This window comes from Salicibibacter cibi (genome assembly GCF_016495865.1).
Lineage (GTDB): Bacteria > Bacillota > Bacilli > Bacillales > Marinococcaceae > Salicibibacter > Salicibibacter cibi.
Genome location: NZ_CP054706.1, coordinates 467,705 through 491,882, shown reverse-complemented (window position 1 = coordinate 491,882; position 24,178 = coordinate 467,705). Strand labels below are relative to the sequence as shown.

At 38.5% G+C, this 24,178-nt stretch carries 21 protein-coding genes; 8 read left to right on the top strand and 13 right to left on the bottom strand.

Annotation, left to right across the window (positions count from 1 at the left end):
- Entirely contained in the window at positions 1 to 771 is a 771-nt protein-coding gene (locus HUG20_RS02455; RefSeq protein WP_200087664.1) for a DeoR/GlpR family DNA-binding transcription regulator, read from the bottom strand.
- Positions 772 to 1,719: 948 nt separating this feature from the next.
- Between HUG20_RS02455 and HUG20_RS02450 the strand changes: the two genes are divergently transcribed.
- The 3 genes from HUG20_RS02450 to HUG20_RS02440 all read left to right on the top strand — a co-directional run bounded on the left by HUG20_RS02450 (position 1,720) and on the right by HUG20_RS02440 (position 3,890).
- Entirely contained in the window at positions 1,720 to 1,857 is a 138-nt protein-coding gene (locus HUG20_RS02450; protein ID WP_200087662.1) for a hypothetical protein, read from the top strand.
- Between the two features lie 41 nt (positions 1,858 to 1,898).
- On the top strand, positions 1,899 to 2,048 hold the full coding sequence (locus HUG20_RS02445) for a hypothetical protein (RefSeq protein WP_200087660.1): 150 nt from the start codon (positions 1,899 to 1,901) through the stop codon (positions 2,046 to 2,048).
- Positions 2,049 to 2,543: 495 nt separating this feature from the next.
- On the top strand, positions 2,544 to 3,890 hold the full coding sequence (locus HUG20_RS02440; protein ID WP_246476504.1) for a transposase: 1,347 nt from the start codon (positions 2,544 to 2,546) through the stop codon (positions 3,888 to 3,890).
- Between the two features lie 304 nt (positions 3,891 to 4,194).
- On the opposite strand, the gene HUG20_RS02435 is transcribed toward HUG20_RS02440, so the two are convergent.
- Complete coding sequence (locus HUG20_RS02435; protein WP_200087658.1) at positions 4,195 to 5,424, bottom strand: M20 family metallopeptidase; 1,230 nt, start codon at positions 5,422 to 5,424, stop codon at positions 4,195 to 4,197.
- 305 nt (positions 5,425 to 5,729) lie between these two features.
- Between HUG20_RS02435 and HUG20_RS02430 the strand changes: the two genes are divergently transcribed.
- Complete coding sequence (locus HUG20_RS02430; RefSeq protein WP_200087656.1) at positions 5,730 to 6,974, top strand: IS110 family RNA-guided transposase; 1,245 nt, start codon at positions 5,730 to 5,732, stop codon at positions 6,972 to 6,974.
- Positions 6,975 to 7,136: 162 nt separating this feature from the next.
- Here the strand turns inward: HUG20_RS02430 and HUG20_RS02425 are convergent, their stop codons facing one another.
- The 11 genes from HUG20_RS02425 to HUG20_RS02375 all read right to left on the bottom strand — a co-directional run bounded on the left by HUG20_RS02425 (position 7,137) and on the right by HUG20_RS02375 (position 19,386).
- Positions 7,137 to 7,895, bottom strand: coding sequence for an SDR family NAD(P)-dependent oxidoreductase (locus HUG20_RS02425; RefSeq protein WP_200087653.1), 759 nt, complete (start codon positions 7,893 to 7,895; stop codon positions 7,137 to 7,139).
- A gap of 38 nt (positions 7,896 to 7,933) precedes the next feature.
- Positions 7,934 to 8,851, bottom strand: a complete 918-nt coding sequence (locus tag HUG20_RS02420; RefSeq protein WP_200087651.1) for an NAD-dependent epimerase/dehydratase family protein — start codon at positions 8,849 to 8,851, stop codon at positions 7,934 to 7,936.
- Between the two features lie 278 nt (positions 8,852 to 9,129).
- On the bottom strand, positions 9,130 to 10,617 hold the full coding sequence (locus HUG20_RS02415) for a cytosine permease (protein ID WP_200087649.1): 1,488 nt from the start codon (positions 10,615 to 10,617) through the stop codon (positions 9,130 to 9,132).
- 244 nt (positions 10,618 to 10,861) lie between these two features.
- Positions 10,862 to 12,256, bottom strand: a complete 1,395-nt coding sequence (hydA, locus tag HUG20_RS02410) for a dihydropyrimidinase (protein ID WP_200087647.1) — start codon at positions 12,254 to 12,256, stop codon at positions 10,862 to 10,864.
- Between the two features lie 202 nt (positions 12,257 to 12,458).
- A complete protein-coding gene (locus HUG20_RS02405) occupies positions 12,459 to 12,854 on the bottom strand; it encodes a RidA family protein (RefSeq protein ID WP_200087645.1) in 396 nt (131 codons plus the stop codon).
- A gap of 39 nt (positions 12,855 to 12,893) precedes the next feature.
- Positions 12,894 to 14,138, bottom strand: a complete 1,245-nt coding sequence (locus HUG20_RS02400) for a M20 family metallo-hydrolase (protein WP_200087643.1) — start codon at positions 14,136 to 14,138, stop codon at positions 12,894 to 12,896.
- Between the two features lie 449 nt (positions 14,139 to 14,587).
- The gene (locus HUG20_RS02395) at positions 14,588 to 15,055 is read right to left on the bottom strand and encodes a RidA family protein (protein WP_200087641.1); all 468 of its coding nucleotides are present in this window, start codon (positions 15,053 to 15,055) and stop codon (positions 14,588 to 14,590) included.
- Between the two features lie 35 nt (positions 15,056 to 15,090).
- On the bottom strand, positions 15,091 to 16,326 hold the full coding sequence (locus HUG20_RS02390; protein WP_200087638.1) for a M20 family metallo-hydrolase: 1,236 nt from the start codon (positions 16,324 to 16,326) through the stop codon (positions 15,091 to 15,093).
- 77 nt (positions 16,327 to 16,403) lie between these two features.
- Entirely contained in the window at positions 16,404 to 17,429 is a 1,026-nt protein-coding gene (locus tag HUG20_RS02385; RefSeq protein WP_200087636.1) for a TRAP transporter substrate-binding protein, read from the bottom strand.
- A gap of 78 nt (positions 17,430 to 17,507) precedes the next feature.
- Positions 17,508 to 18,776, bottom strand: coding sequence for a TRAP transporter large permease (locus HUG20_RS02380; RefSeq protein ID WP_200087634.1), 1,269 nt, complete (start codon positions 18,774 to 18,776; stop codon positions 17,508 to 17,510).
- 79 nt (positions 18,777 to 18,855) lie between these two features.
- On the bottom strand, positions 18,856 to 19,386 hold the full coding sequence (locus HUG20_RS02375; RefSeq protein ID WP_200087631.1) for a TRAP transporter small permease: 531 nt from the start codon (positions 19,384 to 19,386) through the stop codon (positions 18,856 to 18,858).
- A gap of 867 nt (positions 19,387 to 20,253) precedes the next feature.
- Between HUG20_RS02375 and HUG20_RS02370 the strand changes: the two genes are divergently transcribed.
- The 4 genes from HUG20_RS02370 to HUG20_RS02355 all read left to right on the top strand — a co-directional run bounded on the left by HUG20_RS02370 (position 20,254) and on the right by HUG20_RS02355 (position 24,164).
- Positions 20,254 to 20,904 (top strand): helix-turn-helix transcriptional regulator, encoded by a 651-nt coding sequence (locus HUG20_RS02370; protein WP_200087629.1) that lies wholly within the window; start codon positions 20,254 to 20,256, stop codon positions 20,902 to 20,904.
- Positions 20,905 to 21,318: 414 nt separating this feature from the next.
- The gene (dctP, locus tag HUG20_RS02365) at positions 21,319 to 22,344 is read left to right on the top strand and encodes a TRAP transporter substrate-binding protein DctP (RefSeq protein ID WP_200087627.1); all 1,026 of its coding nucleotides are present in this window, start codon (positions 21,319 to 21,321) and stop codon (positions 22,342 to 22,344) included.
- A 42-nt stretch (positions 22,345 to 22,386) separates the two neighbouring features.
- Positions 22,387 to 22,887 (top strand): TRAP transporter small permease, encoded by a 501-nt coding sequence (locus HUG20_RS02360; RefSeq protein WP_200087625.1) that lies wholly within the window; start codon positions 22,387 to 22,389, stop codon positions 22,885 to 22,887.
- Complete coding sequence (locus HUG20_RS02355) at positions 22,884 to 24,164, top strand: TRAP transporter large permease (protein ID WP_200087623.1); 1,281 nt, start codon at positions 22,884 to 22,886, stop codon at positions 24,162 to 24,164. Before HUG20_RS02360 ends, HUG20_RS02355 begins: the two co-directional genes overlap by 4 nt.
- The last annotated feature ends 14 nt before the right edge of the window (positions 24,165 to 24,178 follow it).

Below are 24,178 nucleotides of genomic sequence, written 5' to 3'. Positions count from 1 at the left end.
TCAAGATACCTCCGTTGAGATATATTTTATAGGCAGAAATTTTGTAAACATATCACGCTTATGCTCTGGCAAATTGGCATCTGTAAACCCTTGAGTAATCTCTTCAAGACTACAAACACGGGCGAAAGATTTCTTACCGAACTTTGTGGAATCGGCAACAAGAATGGTTCTTTCTGCCGCTTTCATCATTACACGTTTAATGCTTGCCTTTTCAAACGTAGGGGCGGTAACGCCTGCTTCCGGATCAATCGCATGAGCACCAAGAAAGAACAAATCTACATGCACTGAGGAAAGTAACTCTTCTGCACTGGGACCGGTACAAGAACCAATCCCTTTTTGAAGTTCCCCGCCCGTGAGAATAATCTTTAAGGGTCCATCCAAACACTCTACGGCCAGCTTAATATCGTTGGTGAGGACAGTTATATCTTCACGATGTTTAAGTAACCTAATAATTTCCAGTGTAGTAGTTCCAGAATCTAACAATATTCGTGAATTCTCAGGAATGATTTGAAGCACTTCTTTTGCAATAGCTTTCTTCTCCTGCAAATGATGTGAAGCTTTATTGAAATAAGGAGTTTCAGCAACCAAACTTTCCGCAGCTACTGCTCCACCATGGACACGAATTAAATACCCCTGCTTTTCAAGCTCGGTAAGATCCCGGCGGATCGTCATTGTGGACACATTTAGATCAGACGATAATTGTTCGATCTCAACTCTTTGCTGATTTGTGGTTTCATCTATAATTCTCTGTTTTCTTACCTTTGCTTGCATTGTTCACCTCACAGGATGTTTATTATTAACGTTGTTGCATATATTATTGTTTAAATATATCATTATGTCAATACTTTATGTTTGAAAATATCATATTTCGCAAAATTGAAGAGAAAACAACTTAAATGACTGCACAAGCTCCCACCAGAATATTAAGAATGGAAAATGAGTTTAACTTTACCATTAATACACAAAATACATTGAGGTTCCATTTTTTATTATAGTATGAATAGTTAAAAATTTTTATTTGCTGGAGTTAATTTCACTTAATATTCAATGCAATATTAATCAAAACGGTGAGTGAGCTAATCCCATAGTCAAAAACATTCTTACAATAATAGCCATCATCTTACGTATTAGTTTTTGTGTTCTACAATGCCGTAAAGTGTTTACTTTTGAGTGAAGGGAGGTGATATTTCCTATTTAATTGGAGCAGTATATTTATTGGAAGGGAGCTCAAGTAATAGTCAAAAAAATTTGTATTTTCAAGGGTCTTCTTTCACTTGTATTTACGATAACCGCATGTGGCGCAGACGAAGTTTGTTCTTATAATCGGAATATTACGATAATTAGGAAGATGTAGATGGTCCCATCGATGAAACTGGTGACAATAATGACCAAGAAGAAATACTTGAAAATATTTACCTGGAAATTCTGTATAGTTAATTGTACCCATGATGTAGGAGGGTGAGACTGATGCTGTAGCGAGATCATTAGCTGATGCCACAGAAGAACAAGGGGTGCATAATTTAACCATACTGCACTAGTGACAGTAGAACTAGTTATACTACTGCACTTGGGATTAGCGGAATCCTCTCATGAAGAAGATTATCAGGCGATTGCACAAATCAATTATGATCCTCCGGCAGTCACCGTCCCTGTTGATGCACCCTATGATACATTAGAAGAGTTTCTGAATTACGCTAGTGAAAACCCCTGGAGCTGCAAATGGGAAATTCAGGAGCTGGAGCCATTTGGCATTTGGCAGGTTCATCGATCGAGCAGGTTGCAGAAGTTGAGTTCGAACATGTTCCGTTTGACGGTGCTGCGCCTGCCGTCACCCTCTTTATTATGGCGATGAACTAAAATACTGACTGTGATGGACAATGAACGTTCGGATGCCTTTTATGAAAGGGGATGAAGAGCCTGAGTTTGTTGAATTCATGGAAAACAACGGGCTTGGTTTGGTAATAACAGACGGGGATGATTTTTCCCAGCTCATGGACGATGACTTTGAATTTTACGGTGAATTAATTACTGATTTAGAACTTGATTAAAAACCACCCAAGATTTGTGTGAATAGAAAATCAAGAACAGAGAAAAGCGGATATACATCCAATCTATCTCTGTTCTTTGTATTGGACTTGCTTAATAGGACATTTCGATTCATTTGCAACCACATTCAGCCACCGCAAGACAATCGTAATCTTGTAGGGGCTTTCCTACCTTTTTTCTTGTGGTCTTTGTAACAGAAAAACCAATGATTTTGATCAGGCCCTTAAGGGGTAAGTTTATCATCCCTCCCCCTTATATTTATAGGCTCTCGGAATTCACCGAGGCTGGCGTGACAAGGGTTTCCTTGCCTCGCCTGATTGGCTTCCCTCCCTCTATCGGGAGGAATTTTTTCATTTTCGCTCGATTTGAAAATGGAAATTAATGTTCTTAAATTTCTTTGTTTTATAGGTAAAAAAGCACTTGACATTTTCAAATTGGCCTCATAATCGCCAGTGATGGGAACTTTTTCCCTTACTACGATTATTGGGGGTTTTTACTTGAAACCGACGGTTATTCCGCATGCTGATTACCAACATTTTGTCATGGAACAACTTCACGCCCGTTATGGACGCGCGATCTTATTCGTGAATGCCGATTGGCCTTTAATCTTAAAATGCTGGCAGGCTGATCTATCCGGCATTACCACTCAATTAAGGGCGACTTACTCGAACCGAGGGCCTGAACCGCGCGATCCAGCCTCGATGATACGCTCGTATCTCGTTTACTTGTTTACGAATCCAGAAAAAGGGCTGACGGAATGGGTGAATATCATGATGCGAACGCCTATTTATGCCATCCTCAGTGGGTTTTCGCCGGATGATATCCCCGGACTCGGAACGTTCTATGACTTCTTCCGACGGTTGTGGCCGGTGGCGGACAAAAACATCAAACCCAAAAAACAGCCCAAGAAGAAGAAAAAGCAAACATCCAAGAACAAGAAGGGGGAGAAAGCTCCTATGAAACCGGGAAAAGTCCAGCGTTTAGTCACGTGGGTGTTACGATCCATCGACGTCCATGTGGAACTGCCCGGTGATCGGCTCTTCCAGTTCTTCGAGACGAATATTCTGAGTGTTTCCCAAGCGCTTGGCTTGCTCGGCGATGCCGACCATCTTAGTGTCGCCGGGGACGGAACACCCCTTGTCACCCAAGCCTATCGCCGAAGCAAAGCCACATGTGATTGTCGTGCCCGTGGTATAACTGGATGCAACCATCATCGCTTCTTTTCCCAACCCGACTGTGACGCGGGATGGGATAGCTCTCGAGAGCGCTACTTTAACGGCTATCACCTCTACATGTTCACCGCTGCCGATAGCCCTTACGATTTGCCTATCTATCCGCGATTGCAGCCGGCTTCCCGGCATGACGCCGTCAGCCTGGTCGCCAGCTCGGTTGAATTCCAGCAACGTTTCACCTTGGGCACGGCCCGCCGGATGATTCTTGATGCCGCCCATGATGCTCAGGCCATCTACGAGCTCTTAATCCATCAAGAGATCGAGCCTTTTATCGATTTGAACACTCGAACCAAATCGAACATAGAAACAAGCAGTGACATTGAGATATCTCCGGAAGGCATTCCGATCTGTCCGAATGGGAACAAGATGAAACCCAACGGCTATGACAAAGGCCGTCACCGCCGTAAGTGGCGCTGTTCGCCCGATTGCGGATGTTCGGATGCCAAGTACGGCCGAACCTATTACACGCGTACCAAAGATAACCCTCGTTTGTTTCCCAAGACACCAAGGCATGGACGCTCGTTTATAACACACGCACATCCAGTGAGCGCACGAACAAACGTGAAAAGGTGGATTATCATTTGGAATCAGGCCGCCATCGTTCAACCATGATGTGGTATATGCGCATCTATGGCATTATGATCTGCCAACATCTCGACGCTTGGTACGCTAGCCAAAAAGAGGAGTGGAACAAGCTCAAGAAACACATCTGTCCGGCTGCTGTCTAAGTTTTTTAAAAATAGTCTGATCAAACCTTAGTTCAGTGCGCCCTTTTTTGAAAATGGTTTCCATTACCATTTTTCCCAGTTCAGATTTTAGCGCTCCTCCCTTTTTTGGCTCACGAATTCCGAGAGGCTATATTTATGATGTTTTCAATTTAATTGGTCTGATGCTGGCAGTAACCATTTGGCATTTATTAACTCTTCCCACACATTTCTAAAGCAGTAAGCGCATATACTATAGCTGCTGGCTCAATATGTTTAATATCGATAAACTCATTATCTGAATGTGCACATCCTATATCTCCAGGCCCAAACAAGAGGGTTGGAATATTTGAAAGGTCAGATAACAATCCAGAATCACCCCAATATGTTGCTCCGGTTATCTTTTTCTCTTTTTTTAACTCGTCTCTTAAATTTGATTGTACAGACCGTACTAAAACATGATCAGATTTTATCTCCATTGCAGGATGAGGTAATATAGGTTTTACTTCAACATTAATTTTCGGACGTTTTTTCTCTATAAATTTTGCAATCTCTTCTACATCTTTTTGAATGTTATCAGAACTTTGATAAGGAGTCCAGCGTATATCTATATATACACTACATGTGTCAGCTACAGTACCCGCTATTGCAAAATTAGGATCAGATAAATAAGGCATATTCCCCTTAGATCCTCCTTGGATCAAATTCATAGTTACTGTAGGCGCCCCCACATATGGATGGTTCATTTTTTTATATTTTGGTACCAACTCTTCCTCCGCTCGTTTTATGAAATCGGCAGCTGCATTAATCGCATTTGCACCATTTTCAGGTACACTGGAATGAACTGCTTCTCCAGTAAAACTAACCTCAAAATAAGTAATGCCTTTATGCGCAACAACAGGATGAAGGCTAGTAGGCTCACCCACTATAGCTAAATCTGTCTTCGGTCCATTTTCTACAATGAAATTGGTTCCTGCACTTCTTGACGACTCTTCATCTATAACACCAGCAAAAACAAGCTCCCCATTAAGTTCTATACCTAATCGGTTGAGGACAATTAAGGCATAGACCATTGTAGCAACACCAGATTTCATATCTGCAGATCCGCGGCCATATAGTTTACCGTCACGTTCTATTGGTGTAAAAGGGCTCTCCATTGAAAGAGGTGGGACAGTATCAATATGTCCATTTAACATTAAACTACGCCCGTTACTTGATCCCTTTAGTGTTGCTATCACATTGGAACGACCATCGAATACTTCTTGTAAATAAACATCAATTCCCTCTGATTTAAAAAGCTCATATAAATATTGAGCAACATTTTTTTCTTTTTCTTCTAACCCTGTATGACTTGGGATTGATATCAATTTCCTTACTATATCCATCAATTCATCTGAGTCAATTGCTGTCCTGATTTTTTCTCTAAGATTTTCAACACTCATAATTATAGCCATTCCTTTCGCTCAAGGCACAAAACGTCATGAAATGTGTACTTGCGCCGAGCGTTTTTTGTATTACTCTAGATTTATAGGGATACGCAGTTAACTACAAATCACGCGGAGGTGAGTGGGCCATTCCGATAGCGGATTGACCGAATAATTATATGTGTAGATTGCCTTCCCAAGCACAAATAAGTGTGCCATCGAGCACGTAGACTTATCTTTGTATAAACAACTCACTCGTTTATTGCTGGGCAATCAGTCAATGCTGTTTATCCCTATATATTCTAGAAAGGAGTGAAACCTTGATGGGATTAAAAATTGTATATCCCATTTGTTGTGGTATTGACGTCCACAAAACCTTTGTTGTTGCTTGTATTGCTTCTACCGACGAAGGCGTCACGACTTACAAACGCCATCGCTTTTCAACCTATACCAAAGGGTTGAAAGAGCTGTCACAGTGGCTTTGTGAACACAATTGCAAGGATGTCTGCATGGAATCGACCGGAAAGTACTGGATTCCCGTGTTCAATGTCTTGGAACATTCCTGCAACATCACCTTGGCCCATCCGAAATACGTCAAAGCCATCCGTGGTAAAAAAACGGATAAAAAGGATGCGAAATGGATCGCTGATTTATTCAAACATGACCTTGTAGCCGGAAGCTTTATGCCTCCGCTCGCTATTCGGCAGCTTCGTGACTTGATGCGTTATCGTTTTAAACTAACGAACTTTACATCAAGCGAGAAAAATCGAGTTCAAAACAGCCTTACCGTTTCGAACATCCAGCTTGGAAATGTGGTGTCTGATACCTTTGGAAAAAGTTCCATGAATATCATTGGCAAGCTGCTGGAAGATCCAACGGACACCACCTTTGACATTGAGCCTCTGATTCACGGCTCCATGGATCATAAAATTCCAGAGCTGAAACTTGCCGTTGAGGGTTTTATTACACCAGAACAGTCCGGTAAATTGGCCGTTATTAAAAAACATTACGACAACCTTAACGCACGAAAATCTGACCTTGAGGAACTGATCCTTTCCCTTGCCGAGCCCTACACAGAAGAAATTAACTTGATCTTAACTGTTCCGTCCTTTAAAAACATCTTTTCAGCCATTGCCGTGGTTTCTGAAATAGGTGTCGATATGGACGTGTTCCCGACAGCTAAGCATTTATGTTCCTGGGCAGGGTTAACCCCTACAAATAACGAAAGTGCCGGCAAGAAAAAGTCAGTAAGAGTCTCCAGAGCAGGGGTCTACATCAAGCCCCTTTTAGTCCATTGTGCGACCGCTGTCGTCAAAAGCGATAAACATCCCGAAATCCGAAACCGCTATTTGAGAATCAAAAAGCGTCGAGGACACAAGCGTGCCATCATCGCTATCGCACGCATGTTGTTAACAGCCATTTACCATATCCTAAAGAAGAAAGAACCTTACAATCCGGATTTGTATCAAAAAGCCGATGTTCTTCCGGTAAGCCGTGAAATCACGGTTGAACAAGCACTATCATTGGCAAAATCCCAAGGTTTTCGGATCAAGGAAACAGTGACGTAGACTCCAACCACCCTTATTACCATACATTACCAAATCAGTCATCTAGTGATGGCTTATTTGCCATGCGCTTTTATTTAGCAAAAGCATCAGTGGTTTATTTCAGACTTACCCTCCCTATTAACTAACTCGCTGGGAATGACTGCCCTTACTTAATTACAAACTTTATAACATTACATCTCCACAATTAGGGCCTAAAGTTTGTCCTGTGTAAATATTACCATCTGGTTCTGATGCTAAAAAGATAGCGGTAGGGACAACCTCTTCCACTTCCCCTAGTCGAGGTACTACAAGTTCGTTTAACTTTCTAGTTTTCCATTCTTCATTCACCCCAGCCATTAATTGGGTATTTATCGGCCCAGGTGCAATACAATTTGCATTAATGCCGGATTGACCTAATTCTTGTGCTATTGATTTTGTAAAACCAATTACCCCTGCCTTGGCAGCCGCGTAATGACTATGTTCTACACCTCCTTTTTGTCCTATTTGAGAAGCTATATTAATTATCCTTCCATGTTTTTGAGAAATCATCTGAGGAATTACATATCTCGTTGTTAGAAAGACACTCTTTAAATTAACCTCCATCATTCTATCCCACATATCGGTTGGCATATCTTTAATTAGACTTTGAGTTGAAATAGCTGCATTATTTAGTAAAACATCTATTCTTCCAAACTTATTTATTGTGGACTCTACTAACTGCTGTACCGTTTCTTCATTTGATATATCTCCTTCCTTCAAAATTACCTCAGATCCATATTTTTGTAATTCGTCTTTAAAGTCTTCAACTGTACTTTTATTTTCTCCGTAGTAATTCAGAGAAAGATTCGCTCCTTCTTTAGCAAAAGCAATTGGAAAGCCTCTACCCATTCCCAAACCTGGACCTGCTCCTGTTATGACCACCACTTTACCTTTCAGTTTCAAAAGATCTACCTTCTTTCTATTTAATTTGTGCTAAAAATCTATGTTTGATTTTGATATTCTTTCAAAAACTTAGCATAGTCACGTATTCCTTCTTTTAAAGAATAGTTTGGGCTAAAACCAAGTTCCTCTTTTGCTCTAGAGCAATCAAACGCTCCTATTCTATCGTAGCCAAAATCACCTTTCCCTATTTCAATTGAAATATTGGGAAACAAGCCTCTGATGACGGATATCACTTCCATCAATGAGTCATTTACGCCACTTCCAATATTAAAAACATTATGTTTTAGATTAGTCAAAATCAAAGCTTTTTTTATTGCAGTAACTACATCTTTTATATAAATAAATTCCAGTTTTTGATCTGCACCTTTTTCTTCATATATATTTTCTCCGGCTATTGCTTGACTCAATAACATTTTTAATGGATCAGGCATAAGGCGATTAGGACCATAGACAAATGCCAATCTTAATGAGATACTTTCTACTCCGTAATTTGAAGCAAAAACAGCAGCAATTTGTTCCCCTGTTACTTTTGAAACACCATAAATAGTTGTTGGGTTTAATTGGTCAGTCTCTTTTGTAACACATAACTGATTCTTTCCGTAAACAGCACCTGAGCTTATATAAACAACCTTTTTTACATTAAATAAACGTGCACTTTCAAAAACGTTTGTAGTTCCCACTATATTTGTTTGCACTATATTATAGGGCGAGATAGCACCTACTTGAGGATGAGACATGCCTCCGCAATGGATAATTGAATCTATCTTATATTTTTTTATGACCGAAGCCAAACGGGGAAAATCACAAAGATCTCCTTCCTCAAATTTGTAATCTTTGTGAGGGATAGCATTGTTGCTAAATTTATCATATCCAATCACTTTAAAACCCTCATCTGCTAGACCTTTAACTAAGGAAGCTCCAATAAGACCTGAACTCCCTGTAACCAAAACATTCATTTCCGTCCTCCCTTAAAATTACATCTCGTCACTGATGCTGGTGAGGCAAAGGCTTCCTTGCCTCACCTGACTAGCTTCCCCCTCTTTGGGGGAATTTTTTCATTTTCGCTCGATCTTGAGCTAGAAATTTAAGCTTTGAAATTTAATCAACATTTAAAGGTGGTATTAGCCCATTTTATGCAAAGTAAGTGTTTCTATTCCGTTTACCATCTGTCCTACTTGATCTCAGGTAGCCTACTTCCATCTATTAAATGACACAACTTTGCTCGGTTATTCAACTAGTTAGCTATGTCATCTGAGGTTGTTACCTCTGTATTTTTCTCTTTATCTACCTTACGTGTTGTCAATATCATGTAAGAGATACCAGCTCCTGCTATTCCCAAAAACCAGTTAAAACTATATAACCATCCTAGTTGAGGAATGATAAGGCCAATTAAAGCTATAAACGAGCCTATAGCAAATGCTGTTATTCCACGCCAATTAAAACCATTTTTATATTCATATTCCCCATGTTTCATAAACAAGCTGTCTACATCATATTTCCTGCGTCGCACAAAATAAAAGTCTACTAACATGATAGCTAACAACGCTCCCATAAGAGAACCAAGTATACCCATAATATTGTTCATAGTTTCTGCCTGACCATACCATAACCAAGGAACCATAAATACACCAATTACGATAGCGATTACTCCAGCTCTTGAAAAAGAAAGATACTTAGGTGCTAGAGCTGCCAAATCAAATCCTACTGCTACTGCATTTGTGGCAGCATTTAAACCTATTATCGAAAACAAAACTGTTATAGCAGCAATAAAAACAAGAAAATTGTTGTCTAATTGTGCTATGATTTGTATCGGGTCATAAACGGCATCACCGAACGCAATTACAGAACCAGCCGTTACGAGAAGTGTAATCGCGCTAAATAAAATAAACATCCCGGGCACACCAATTAACGAGCCTATCAAATGGTCTTTTTGGCTCCGAGCATATCTCGTTAAATCAGAAATATTTACTATTAAAGTAGCCACTGTACCAATTATTCCCGTTGCCGATAGAAAGAAAAGCGACCAAAATTCTCCACCTGAAATTGTAGACTCAATAGTAATCAATGGCATAAATCCACCCGCAACGTCCATAGCCCAGAAAACTAGACCTATAGCTACAACCATAATTACAGGGCCTGCCCACATTTCAAAGTTCTTTATTCGCTGAATCCCTTTAGTAATAACGAAATAATGTAGAGCAATAGAGATTGCATAGCCAATTAATGTATTCAGACCCATTCCAAGTATTCGAATATCCTCCAAACCACCCCACCCGGGAATAACAGCTCCAAATGCAACATCTATTGCTTCGCTAGCTAAAAACATAAAGATTCCAAACCAAAAAATCCCCATAACGCCTCGTATGAAAATTGGTACCAAAGCAGCTCTGTGTCCAAATGCTGCTCTAATAATAACAGGGAAAGGTATGCCAAATTTTGCACCAGCTATACTATTCGCTACTATAGCGATATATACAATCCCAAACACAAAGCACACAACTCCAAATGCTTGCCAAAAACTCATTCCTTGCTGAATCATTATAGCTACTATAATCCATTGATTTACATTATGTGCTATTCCCATCCAAATACAAGCATAGGTCCACCATGTCCAACTCTTTTTTTCTGTTGGAACGGGTGCTAAATCAGAATTGTATAGGGAAGAGTCCCATCTATCTTGAAAACTACCACTCAAATTAGAGCCCATTTTAACTTTCACCATCCCTATTATTAATGCTCTTTTTTTTAGAACCCAGTTTAATCATAAATGCACGCGATTGATAGACGGCATTGAATTTTCACCTTAAAAATCGTAAATTGCAATATTAAATGCAACACTACCATCATGATCCGTGGCACAGGGTTTCCAGGGTTTACCTGGGGCGGGCTAGCCCGCCCCGGATAAAGCTCGAGCAAATCCGTTCGAAAACGGTTACAAGAAAATCACAGACATTTTTTCCTGATTATTAGTCACTTTCACTATAATTCATACTACTTTCTGAAAACTTTCTTCGATATATAAACTTTCCTCGCCCTGGTTCTCCTAAAAAAGTATTATCTCGAACAATCTCTTCTCCACGAGACAAAACGCGGATGATAGCACCCTTAACTTCCATGCCTTCATAAATGTTATAATCCGTACTTTGGTATTGTGTTTTTTGGGAAATAACTCTCGATTGCTTGGGATCAAAGATAACAATATCTGCGTCGGCTCCAACAGCAATAGTTCCTTTATTCGGATACATTCCAAATATTTTTGCTGGTCCAGTACTTACAACATCCACAAACTTTTGCAATGAAATTCGACCTTCATGAACACCAAAATGATAAGTGATATGAAAAATATCTTCTATACTAGGTAAACCGTTTGGTATTAATGTGAAATCTTCTTTCCCCTTTTTACCATCATCAAATAATAACGAAGAATGATCGGAACCAATTGTAGAAATATTTCCTGTGGCAATGCCTTTCCATAATGAATCTTGATCTTCTTTTTTACGAAGTGGAGGCGAGCAGACATATTTCGCTCCTTCAAAATCTGTTTGTTCTAAATAAGTTTCATCCAAAACTAAATAATGTGGACAGGTTTCTCCATAAACTGTTATACCTCTTTTTTTAGCTTCAATTATTTGCTCCAGTGAATCAGAACAGCTGACATGGACGATATAAACAGGAGTATTTGCTACCTCTCCAATTCGAATTGCTCTGTTCGTTGCCTCTGCTTCCTGAGTTGCGGGTCTTGTATAGGCATGATAAATAGGGTCTGTATTACCTTGTGCTATCGCCTCCATTCTAAGTTCGTCAACCACGTCCCCATTTTCAGCATGAACATTAACGATCATCCCATTTTCTCCAGCTTTTTTCATAAGTCTATACATTTCAAGGTCACTTACCATATTTTCACCTCTATAAGCCATAAATAACTTAATGGAGGTGACTCCTTCTTCGTTAGCCAATGATGGAATTTGATCCAATACACTATCATTACACTGATTAATAATGGAATGGAATCCGTAATCAATATAAGAGGGCTTTGCTTTTGATTTCCATTCTCGTAAATTGTCGAGTATGGACTGATCCTCATTAGGCATTGTGAAGTTAATTATACTTGTTAACCCCCCTATTGCCGCTGCCTTAGTGCCACTTTCAAAATCATCGACTGTTCCAGAGTTTGCTAGATGAGCATGCACGTCAATCCCACCTGGAAATACATATTGCTCATTTACATCAATGACCTTGTCTTCTGAGGATGCTGTAGCATTTTTTACTATGCCAGTAATGGCTCCTTCTTCTATTATGACGTCTGCCTTATAAGTATCAGAAGAAGTTACAATGGTACCGTTTTTAATAATTGTCTTCAAAACAATTACCTCCCTCTTCGAAATATAATAACCTCTCGGCATTTACCTGTACTGATTTGAACCCTAATTGTACACAGATATGCAATATGGGCTCGTGACATCTATATCCCCAGAATTATATATTAATCACTTGCATCTATGACCTAATCTTTCGGTCAATTGTTGTGTTGTGCACGTGATTCCTTTTGCCTAGAGATGGTGCTTATAAGACACTAACGACTGCACATTCAATTTCAGCAATGATATCTATTTCTATTTCAATACCTTTCAACTTGCTGCCTACAGTCGTACGAACCGGAAATGGTTCCTCGGTGAAAAACTCCTTGAAAACGGAGTTGAACTCATCGAAATGATCAAGGTTCACTAAATATACGTTTACCTTCACAACATCTGAAAGTGTAGCCCCACCTACTGCCAACACATGTTTAATGTTTGCAAACACTTGTCTTGTTTGCTCTTCTAATGAGTCAGGAATGGATCCAGTCTCTACATTTAAAGAAGTTTGGCCAGCTACATAAATTCGATTCCCCACCTTAACTCCTTGTGAATATTGTCCCGCCGGTTCGGGAGCTAATGAAGTAGTAATTTTTTCTTTCATAAAGATTATCTCCTCGTTTTCGTTTGGGTAAGTGTTTTATTAAGCTTTGGTGGCATAATAAATGGCGGTTTGGGCAAGTACTTCCGTCCCTAGCTTGATATCCTCTTTATCGGCATATTCACTCGGGTTATGGCTCCCGCCGGTGGATCGTACAAAAATCATTCCCATATTACACAACTCAGCCATATTCTGGGCATCATGACAAGCTCCACTGGGCATTTCTATATATGGAATATCACGTTTCTCGGCCACGTATTTCATAGTATCCATGATTTGCTGGTTACATAAAGCTGAGCTAGATCTTAATTTATCATTAAATTCAATGTGGAGACCTCTACGTGTTTCGATCTCCTTTGAACGTTTTTTTAAATCGTTTACAATGTCATCACGTTTTTTATTGTCCAAATCTCGAATGTCAATTCCTGATAATTTCACTTGTCCGGCAATTATATTATCAGTCCCAGGATAAACATCAGCTGTACATAATGTTCCAACTGTCGGTGAACCGTGGTCTTTAACTAGATCTTCCAAAGCTATGGCAATTTCACTGGCACCCAGAAAAGCATCATGTCTCATATTCATTGGAGTACCTCCACAGTGATTAGCTTCTCCATCAACTGTAATCTGTCCGAAGTAACGACCGTTGATGCCTTGAATAACCCCGACAGGAATACCCTTTTCAACTAAAACAGGACCTTGTTCGATATGCATTTCCAAATAAATATCCATATCTCCTTTTTTTCGAACGGCCTTTGTAAAGATCTCATCCGGATTTAGACCAAATTCTTGCAATGCTTCCCTTCTCGAGATACCATTTTGATCCTTAAGTTCCAAGTCTACCGATCCGACCTTACCGGTCATGGCTCGACTGCCAAAGAGCCCACCATCCTTAAAACGTATACCTTCTTCATCATTAATAGCAATTACTTCGATGGGACGCAAAGGTTGAATCCCTTCTTCAGTCATATGCTGAACGACTTCTACTCCTCCAATGACCCCAACAGTGCCATCAAATTTTCCTGCATTCAAAGTGGTATCGATATGTGAGCCTATAACAACAGGTTTAGTATCTTTATTTTGACCTTCTTTGCGGCCAACAAGATTGCCCGCTGGATCCAAATGTACATCCATGCCAGCCTGTTCCATCCAAGATTTCATTAATTCTTTTGCTTCCTTGTCCTTATCACTAAGTGCAAGCCGTGTTACTCCAGTCCAACCCTCAATTTGGACACTAATTTGTCCAAGTGTTTCAATTCTTTCTTCAAGTCGATCTGAATTTATCATGGTAATCTCTCCCTCTCCGATTTTAATTCCTAGAGTGTTGTAGTATTGTAGTATCATTACTTACCCATCATATGGAAGTTTTCTTTACTACTCCTTGCTTACGCGGTTTGCGCCTTATAGTGCCTCTCTTGAAGATGCTTTGCTCGATCTAAGACACAAGCTCGTTGTCCCATGACAAACAAAACTTTTAAAATTTTGCCGCTTAAGCGAGCAACAATTGTATCGGTCTTAACGTTTGTAACCTCATAAAAAAGGGTGCGACACACGTGTCATTATAATTTATTCATCGTAAAAGAGAAGGGCGGATACAGAACGATGGCGATCCGTGTCGCCATCGTTTCTTTTGTGTAGTTTTTACTAAACGAATGGTCACCCTTGGTTTTTAAGTTCAAGGTCCGATATTGCTAAAAGTATAAGCATCAAAATTGAGAGCTTTGAGATTTACATAATTATGTGTTTAACTCTACTATCATTTCTGCCTCAACTGAGGTTCCTCCAGGCAATGCAGCAACTCCAATTGCAGCTCTTGCATGTGGGGTTTCCCCACCAAAAACGCTATTTAAGAGATTGGATGCTCCATTAATAACTTTAGCTTGTTGATCGAAGTCTTTATCTGATGCAACATATCCAGTCAATTTTACAATTCTTTTCACTTTGTTTAGGTCTCCAATCAGATCCTTTAGAGCCGAAATTAGATTTAACGTACATACCTCTGCTGCCTCTTGCGCTATTTCCACAGTTACTGCAGATCCAACTGTACCAGTAATTTTCATTTCGCCATCTATCATAGTTGTTTGCCCTGATAAATATACTAATTTGTCAACAATTACTCCTTTGGTAGAGAAAGGAAGATCGTTGTTTTCAGCGATTTTAGGTAAATTTATATCCAGATCTTTTAGTTTTTGTTCGGCTTGCATGGTAATCCTCCATTAATATAACTTATTTTTTTTTATTAATATTTTAAATAACTTAATGCTGTTCGTGAAAGAAGTTCAGTTCCTAATTGTATATCGTCAATTGATGCTCTCTCCTGTGGATTATGACTTCCTCCAGTCGATCGCACAAAAATCATACCCATATCACATAGTTCAGCCATGAATTGCGCATCATGACAAGCACCACTTGCCATGTTTAGATAGGAGACATTCATTTCCTCAGCGGCAGCTTCCATCGTATCTATAATATGCTGTTTGCACAAAGCGGAACTCATTCTCAATCGATCATTAAATTCGACACTAAGCCCTTTTGCTTGAGCGATTTCCTTTGCTTTGTTTTGCAGTTGCTCAACAATTAAATCACGTCTTTCGTTATCTAAATCGCGTATATCAATTCCCGACATTTCAACACGATCTGGAACAACATTAGGATACCCCGGCATAACATTCATTTTTGCTACTGTCCCAACAGCTGGCGCACCATATCTATAGGATATTTTTTCCAATTCTATTACAATTTCACTTGCTCCCACTAATGCATCATAGCGTTGAGCCATTGGGGTAGCCCCTACGTGATTGGCTTCTCCTTCCACAGTCATTTCTCCAAAATACCTGCCATTAATGCCACTTATTACACCGATAGGGATACCTTTACTTTCTAATGTTGGGCCTTGTTCAATATGCATCTCCAAATATAAGTCCATTTCTCTTCTAATTCCTTTGGTAAAAATCTCATTCGGAGCCAATCCAAATCTTTCTAAAGCCCCCCTTCTAGTAATACCTTTTTCATCTTTGGCATCCAAATGTTCCGATTTAATCTCTCCGGTCATTGCTCTACTACCGAAAACCCCCCCATCTTCAAATCGTGACCCTTCTTCTTCACAAAAAGCAATCACTTCTACCGGCCGTTGGATTTCAATACTTTCCTCATTAATGTGCTGAACAACTTCAATGCCTCCGATCACGCCAATGGTGCCATCATACTTACCACCATTTAAAACGGAATCAATATGAGAGCCAATAACTAATGGTTTAGCTCCTTTATCCAACCCATCTTTGCGACCGATAAGATTTCCAGCCGGATCTAAATGTACATACATACCAGCTTGTTCCATCCATGATTTTGTTAAGGCTTGTGCTTCTCTATCTTCATCAGTAAGCGCACGACGCGATACGCCGACCCATTCTACGTTTTGTTCACTAATTTTGCTGAGTGCTTCTATTCTCTCTTCAATACGTTTTTGATTAATCATAACGAAATCTCCTTGTTGTCAATTTTTCCCTTATTTTAGATGTTTCATAATATTGCTTAGGAACATTCTTGTTTAATTCATTCCACTTCCTCTTTAGTGTTCTCAATTAATTCAAGCAACTCTTCACCATTAGGAATTTCGCTTGTCATACTATTGTGTATATCAGCTGTCCTCTCCTGCATATCAGAGATATCCGTATCTACAACTGTAACTTCCTCTTCTTCCATCCTTTCCTCAATTGCCTCTTCGTACGTATGAGTGTAGTGTTCTCTTCCAATTTCAACTGCTTCATCAGTGACTTCCTGGACTAACTCTTGCTGCTCTGTGCTTAAACTTTCCCATACATCCAATGACATAACAATAGCAATAGGCATATAGTGCATGCTTGTCATATTGTAATAATCGGCAACTTCATGGTGTCCAAAGTTAAGAAACAATTCCGGAGAATTAACTGCTCCATCAATGACTCCTTGCTGGAGGCCTGAGTAAACTTCACCACCAGGCATCGTAACCGGTTGCGCACCCAGTGCAGAATATGCATCAACAAAGCCCGGGGCTTCAATAACCCTGATGTCAAAATCTTGGAGATCCTCCGCTGATTCAATTGGTGTTGTCGAAAAAACATTACGTTCGATAGAACTAAGCCAACCTAAACCCTTCAATCCATGTTCGGGTAACATTTCAAAAAATTCATCACCTATTTCGTCCAAAACAGCATTAGCTTGTTCGGTGCTATCAAATAGATATGGTAAATTAAATATTGACCACTCAGGTACAAAGTTTGTAGCTGAAGCATGTGCTACGATTGTAATATCTTGACTTCCATCCTGAAGAGCCTGTAGTTCTGCTACCTCTCCACCTAATTGTTCCAGTTCAAATACATCTGCTGTAATCGTTCCATCAGAACTTTCCTCTAACAATTCAGCTATTTTTTCTGCGCCAACGTGCTGCTGGTTGTCCGTAGTAGTTGAATGACCGATTTGAAATTCAAATTCTCCCTCGGATACATCGTCATTACTACTTGTATCTTCGCCACATCCAATAAGCACCAAGGCCATCACAAGAATAAGTACATTCAGCTTTATAATTTTTTTTCTTGGCATTTTTAAATCCTCCTTCTAATTTTTAATTTGAGAAACAAGGCTATTAATATATCCCCCCCTTTCTAATTATTATTGTTCCTAAAATATTGGAATCCATAGCGGTAAATAGGTAATCAATAATAAGTCGATAATTAATATCCCCAAGAAAATTAGAACGGGTCGTATTATTTGATCAATACGTATATTTGCAATTTGACAAGCTACAAATAGATTTATAGCAACAGGTGGAGTGACCATGCCGAGTGCCAGATTGACGATAACAATAATTCCAAAGTGAATGGGATCAATTCCAAATTCAAACGCAACTGGTGCTAAAATAGGAACCATTATAATAATTGCAGCGGCTGTTTCCAAAAACATACCTGTTATCAATAGGACAATATTTACTAAAATCAAAAATATTATAGGATTTTCAGTGATTTGTGTGAGTAAACCTCCAACAGCATGAGGAACTTGATTAATTGTAAGAATATGTCCAAAAATAGCAGAAAAACCAATTAATATAAGGATAATGCTGCTACTGATTGCAGCTCTACTAAAAATTCCTATTAAATCTTTTATTTTAAGTTCACGATAGATTAGAAAACTTACAATTAATCCATAAACTACTGCCACAACTGCTGCTTCCGTTGGTGTGAAGTAGCCTAAATAAATTCCACCAAGAATAATTAGTGGCATTAACAATGCCCATATTGCATCTTTGAAAGTTACCAAAACTTGTTTAAACCAAGTAATAAAATCAGTATTAGAGACAGCATCGAACCCTTTTATCCTAGCAATGATTGATATCGTTAGTATTAAGGAAATTCCTATAAGTATCCCGGGGATTATTCCAGCTATAAATAAACTACTAATGGAAATGTTTGCTACCAGACCGTAAATAATCATAGCGGTGGCAGGCGGGATAACCCCTCCAAGCTCCCCAGCTGAAGCTGCCAGCGCTGTTGCATAACTTCTTGGATACCCCTTTTTCTCCATCGAGGGAATTGTAATTGAGCCTATGGCTGCTGTGGTAGCTGATGATGAACCAGACATTGTAGAGAACAACATGGTACTTAACACAGTTGCGGCCCCTAATCCACCTCTAAACCAACCAATAAGTGCATTTGCAAATGCCATTAATCTTCGTGCTATTCCCCCACTTTGCATTACACTACCTGCCAAGATAAAAAATGGAATAGCCATCAAAACGGTTTGATCCATCCCTCTAAAGACTTGTTGACCCACTGTAGATAACGAGCTCCCCTCCAGTTGAAGAGACCAAATAGAAGAGAGACCTAATGTAGCCGCAATCGGGACACTCAGTATAAACAAAAATATAAAAATAATGAATAATCTTGTAGTCATTATTGCCCTCCCAAAAAGTCTTTCCCTGAGAATACCTAATATTTAATGTCAGTAATTTTTTTGTTAATTGCCAGTTTTCTTAATCCACTGATTCCTCATCTGAAGCAACAAACCGAATATCTTTCTTTGTTAAGTAAGTCTCTAAAAATAAAGTGAATATATTTACGATAGCTATAATTGAACCGATGAACATTGATATATATATAATTGTCATAGAAATCCCCATCACGGGAGATGTTTGTCTTGAACCTTGGTTAAAGGCAAGATCGTAACCGATAAAAATCAAATAAAAGAAAAAAACCACAGTTAACAATAAAGCGCCAACCTTGAGTATTTTTCCTAGCTTAGCAGGCAATGTGTGAACAAATAATTCCATAGAAATCAATTTATCGTTTCGAACTGCTACTGCAATACCTAAAAATACTGACCATATCATGATGTATGTTGCTAATTCCTGTGTCCATGGGACAGATATATGTATATCCAAAGCTGTAAATACAAATCTGACCGCTATATTAAAAAAAAATGAAAGGGTCATTGCAACAAACAGTAATCCCAATATTAACTTGAGTCCTTTATTAAAATAATCTACCCACCTAACAAAAACCATTTTTTCCTCCTTATAATATTAAATTTTTATATTAAGTTTCTCCCTTTAATTGAAATTAATTATAAACATTAATAAAATTTTTGTCAATGTATTTTCCAAAAATTTTAGTACTAGGCAAGCTAATGATCAATAACCCAAGACTCCTCCCTTCATTACATTATTTATCGAACATCTATAACACTATTGATATCGCTTACATTTATTGTCTACTATTCCATTTTGCTTCAAACTAGAAAAATGGAAATGGCTCGATGAATCAGCCTACATCTGTGTATAATCACTATAGGATGACCATTTGTTAGGCCAAATAAACACAGTTTGATATTAGTGAGCTTTCTTTTTGTGTTCAATACTTTTTATGTTACTAAATGAAAATGCAAAATTAATTTTACTTAAGCTAAAAAAATTAGTCAACGTATAACTTGAATTTTTTTGTTTATATCTAGCAATAGTTTTTACTTTCATTTTAGATTTGTTATAATAAAATTACTCACTACGTCAATGCTGGGTTGAGTCATCTCAGTAACCTATACTCTACCTTGTTTGTGCATGGAGAACTTGTCTCGTGTTATATTTTATTTTTCGGAATTTCTAAGTACATCTCAAAGCTATTGAGGTCAATTCTCTACGAAGGGGTATATAAGATCACAATCTCCGTTGATCATTCACTCTTGTTCCAAGGAAGTAACTAATTCTAATTTAACTTGACAAGCATAAAAAATGGGGTTAACTTGATAGGAATATCTTGAACAAGGCGTCCCATATAGTCATCTGGGACCTTAACCTCAATTATCCTTACTTTACCTACTGTTAAACAGCTTTTAGTGAGCTCTATACATACTATAAATATTTAAATGGAGGGGTATTATGGGAAATTTAGATAAGAAAGAGTATCATTTTGTGAAACCATTAGTGAAAGCCATTGCTCAAGCTCTTGGCTCAAATTGCGAAGTAGTATTGCATGATTTGTATGATATTGAGCATTCAATAGTGGCTATTGAAAATGGTCATATAACCGGAAGGGAAGTTGGTGATTCAGTTACCAACCTTGGTCTCGAAGTTTTAAGAAATGGTGCTGAAGAGGGGGATACTCTAAATTATACGAATTCGACAAAAGATGGCAAGGTTCTCAGATGTTCATCTATATATATAAGAGATGAAGATGGTATAGCAATTGGTTCTATTTGTATAAACTACAATATCTCCGATTTTATGTTAGTATCTAAGATTATCAACAATTTTGTTGATACGAATAAAAAAGTCGACGAAACTTTTTCAGGTGATATTAATGAAGTTATAGAAAACTTGTTAGAGAAAGCATCGAATCATGTAGGAAAGACGGTCCCCTTTATGAACAAAGATGATAAATTAGCTGTCTTAGAATATTTGGATCAAAAAGGTATGTTCACAGTTAAACGTTCGATAGAAAGGGTCGCCTTATATCTTGATGTTTCAAAATTTACGATATATAACTATCTGGAAGAAATTAGAGTAAAAAAGGAAAGTACAATACCATAATATCTAAAATTTTGCCATCACCTACCAGATGTTGAATGTTAAAGGCCCTTCGGGGCTTTTTTATTTATCCAAGGTAAAGCCAGCATTGTTAGAAATTAAGTACGTCACATAAAAACGATTAAAGTTAGTAATTAAAATAATTGACCCCTGATAAAATTCTTGATAGTATATTTTCCAAAATAAAAATAAAAACTTAGTTTTTTATAATAAACCTAGTGAGGTGAAGTTACCTTTCCCTTAATTACATTTTGTTGTTTTTGATATAAAAAGATTTGGATGCGCTCGCTTACATATAACAAAAATAAACACTTATATGTAGTTGAGTAGCGATATTGAATACTATTATTTGGCACAAAAATCTTTTTTTAATTAAATTGAAAGCGCTTAAAAATGGAGATATAGGAGGTTTATAAAATGACTAGATATATTCTCTTAATTCTACTTTTCCCTAGTGTAATGATTATAGTTTCTTACACAGTTTTCGCTACTTTTAATGAGGACTCTTTTGATGAAGATGTCCATGAAATCATTATTACGTATCCAAACAATCCAAATGAGCCGCCTGACCTTAAGGCGCAAAAATGGAAAGAACTTGCTGAAGAACGAAGCGAAGGCCGTTTGCAAATAACCCTTTTTCCGAGTGAACAATTAGGAGCACCTAACGAAATTATTGAAATGGCTATGGCAGGGAACAACATGATCACTGGGGCAGGTTTTGACGTCGTAGCTGATTATGCAGCAGATTTAGGAGTTTTTGATGCGCCTTATATGACTGAGGATCTTGATGAAGCCCTCTACTTAACCGAAACAGAATGGTTTGAAGAACAAGAAGAAGAGCTTGCTGAGCGAGGCGTAGCTATAGCTAATCCAAATAGTCCATATGGGGCAAGACATTTGATGACCTCAGAGGAAGTTAAGACTCCGGAAGATTTACAGGGAATGAGGATCAGGGTTCCAGAGACTGCAGTTATGATTAGAGGATTCGCTGCGATGGGAGCTTCTCCAACGGCGACGCCACTGGATGAATTATATCCATCTCTTGAACAAGGTGTTGTGGACGGTGCTGAAAACCCACTTCCAGTACTTGAAGGTGCAAATGTCCATGAAGCGGCAAATTACTTAACGTTAACTGGTCACAATAATCATTTAAACCCTTGGGTCACAGGGACCGAAATGATGGATAATCTACCTGATGATCTTGTTCAGATTTTAAAAGAAACTGGCTATGAAGCAGGAGAATATGTACGGGATATCCTTGAAGAACAAGAAGAAACCTTAATCGAAGAATTTGAAGAAGAAGGAATAATTATTAATGAAATTGATGAAGAGGCGTTTGAAGAAGAAGCTAAGAGCTTTTACGAGAATCCGCCCGGTTGGTCAGATGGCTTATACGAACGTATTGACTCAATTCTTGAGGATTACAGAGAGAGTGCCGGGTAGATTTTGCAAAAATAATATTGCTAAGGATCGTGATCATCTTTTATGAAAGCAATAATAAGGGCAACTGAAAAAATCGAATCGTTTATTTGTCTTATTGCACTGGCCGGTATGATTGTTATTGTCATCGCTAATGTCTTTTTTAGATATATGTTGAACAATGCAATCCCATGGACAGAGGAAGTTTCATTAATGTTGTTTGTTTGGCTAACATTTGTCGGAGTTAGCTATGTCATGAAGAAAAACGACGGTCATGTAAGTATAGACTATTTTGTAAGAAAGGCCTCTACCAAGTGGTTTTATCATCTTCAGACGGCTAGGGTAATAATCATAGCGGTCATCCTATTGACGGTATTTATTATTTGGGGGAGTCAACTCACTTTACAAACTGAATGGTTTGCCACCCCTAATCTTGGCATAAGTTATTTCTGGATATACATAGCCGTTCCCTTAGGTGGTTTGTTCGCATTCTTTTTTCTTCTTCAAGTCCTAATCACACGAGACCAAAGCTATATACAACAAGAGGAGGAAAAGAATTCACTATGACGCTAGCAGTTGCTTTACTCATTATATTACTTCTCATTGCACTAAATGTACCTGTTGCTTTTTCTATGATCGCGGGTACTGCTTATTTCTTTATCTTTACCGATAGTGTAACGAATGACATCGTCGTTCAACAGATGGTAAGTGGTGTGCTTTCCTTTCCGCTTTTAAGCATTGTTTTTTTTGTAACAGCTGGGATTTTAATGAATTATACGGGTATTACAGAGCGGTTACTACACTTCGCCCGGGTATTGACAGGCTATATGGTAGGCGGCTTAGCCAAGGTCAATGTTCTGTTGTCATTATTGATGAGTGGACTTTCGGGATCTAATATTGCAGATGCTGCAATGCAATCAAAAATCATTGTTCCGGAAATGACAAAAAAAAGGTATCCAATTGGTTTTTCTTCCGCTTTGACCGCTTCGAGTGCTTTAATTGCACCTATAATCCCTCCGGGAATTGGATTAATCATCTATGGATATGTTAGTGGGACTTCGATTGGAGATATGTTTGTAGCCGGAATTTTACCAGGGGTTCTACTGGCAATCATGATGTTAATCGTTGTACATATAATCTCCAAAAAACGCCATTTTGAGGCAGAGGAGCAGCCATCTCCCTCATTTAAGGAAGTGCTATCTTCCTCCAAGTATGCTCTTCTTGCATTACTACTTCCAATAATTATTGTTGGTGGTATCCGTATAGGGGTATTCAGCCCGACTGAGGCTGGAGCCATAGCTATTTTGTACGCAATCATTCTAGGTGTAGTATATAGAGAACTATCATTTGCGAACTTGCTTCTAGCAATGAAAGAATCAGTCCAGATTCTGGCGACTATAATGATTATCATAGCTGCTGGAACTGCGTTTGGTTGGATGTTAACACTAGAGCAAATACCCCAGACCTTAATGAATATGATGACAAGTGTCATTGAAAGTCCATATTTATTTCTATTTTTAGTAATGATCTTTTTGATAGTAATTGGGATGTTCTTAGAAGGTAATGTGCTCTTAATTATCTTGACACCAATTTTTATGCCTATGCTTGATGTTTATGGGATTGACCCTGTACATTTTGGGATCTTCTTCATTCTATGTTTAGCGATTGGTACAATAACCCCTCCAATCGGTACCGTTATGTTTGCCGTTATTTCGATTACTAAAGCAAAAATAAATCAATTTATAAAGGAGGTCCTACCTTTTTGGGGTGTACTCATTACTGTAATTTTACTTATTGCTTATATCCCAGCGTTTTCATTATGGTTACCTGAGTTGTTTTCTTAAGAACTCAACTTAAC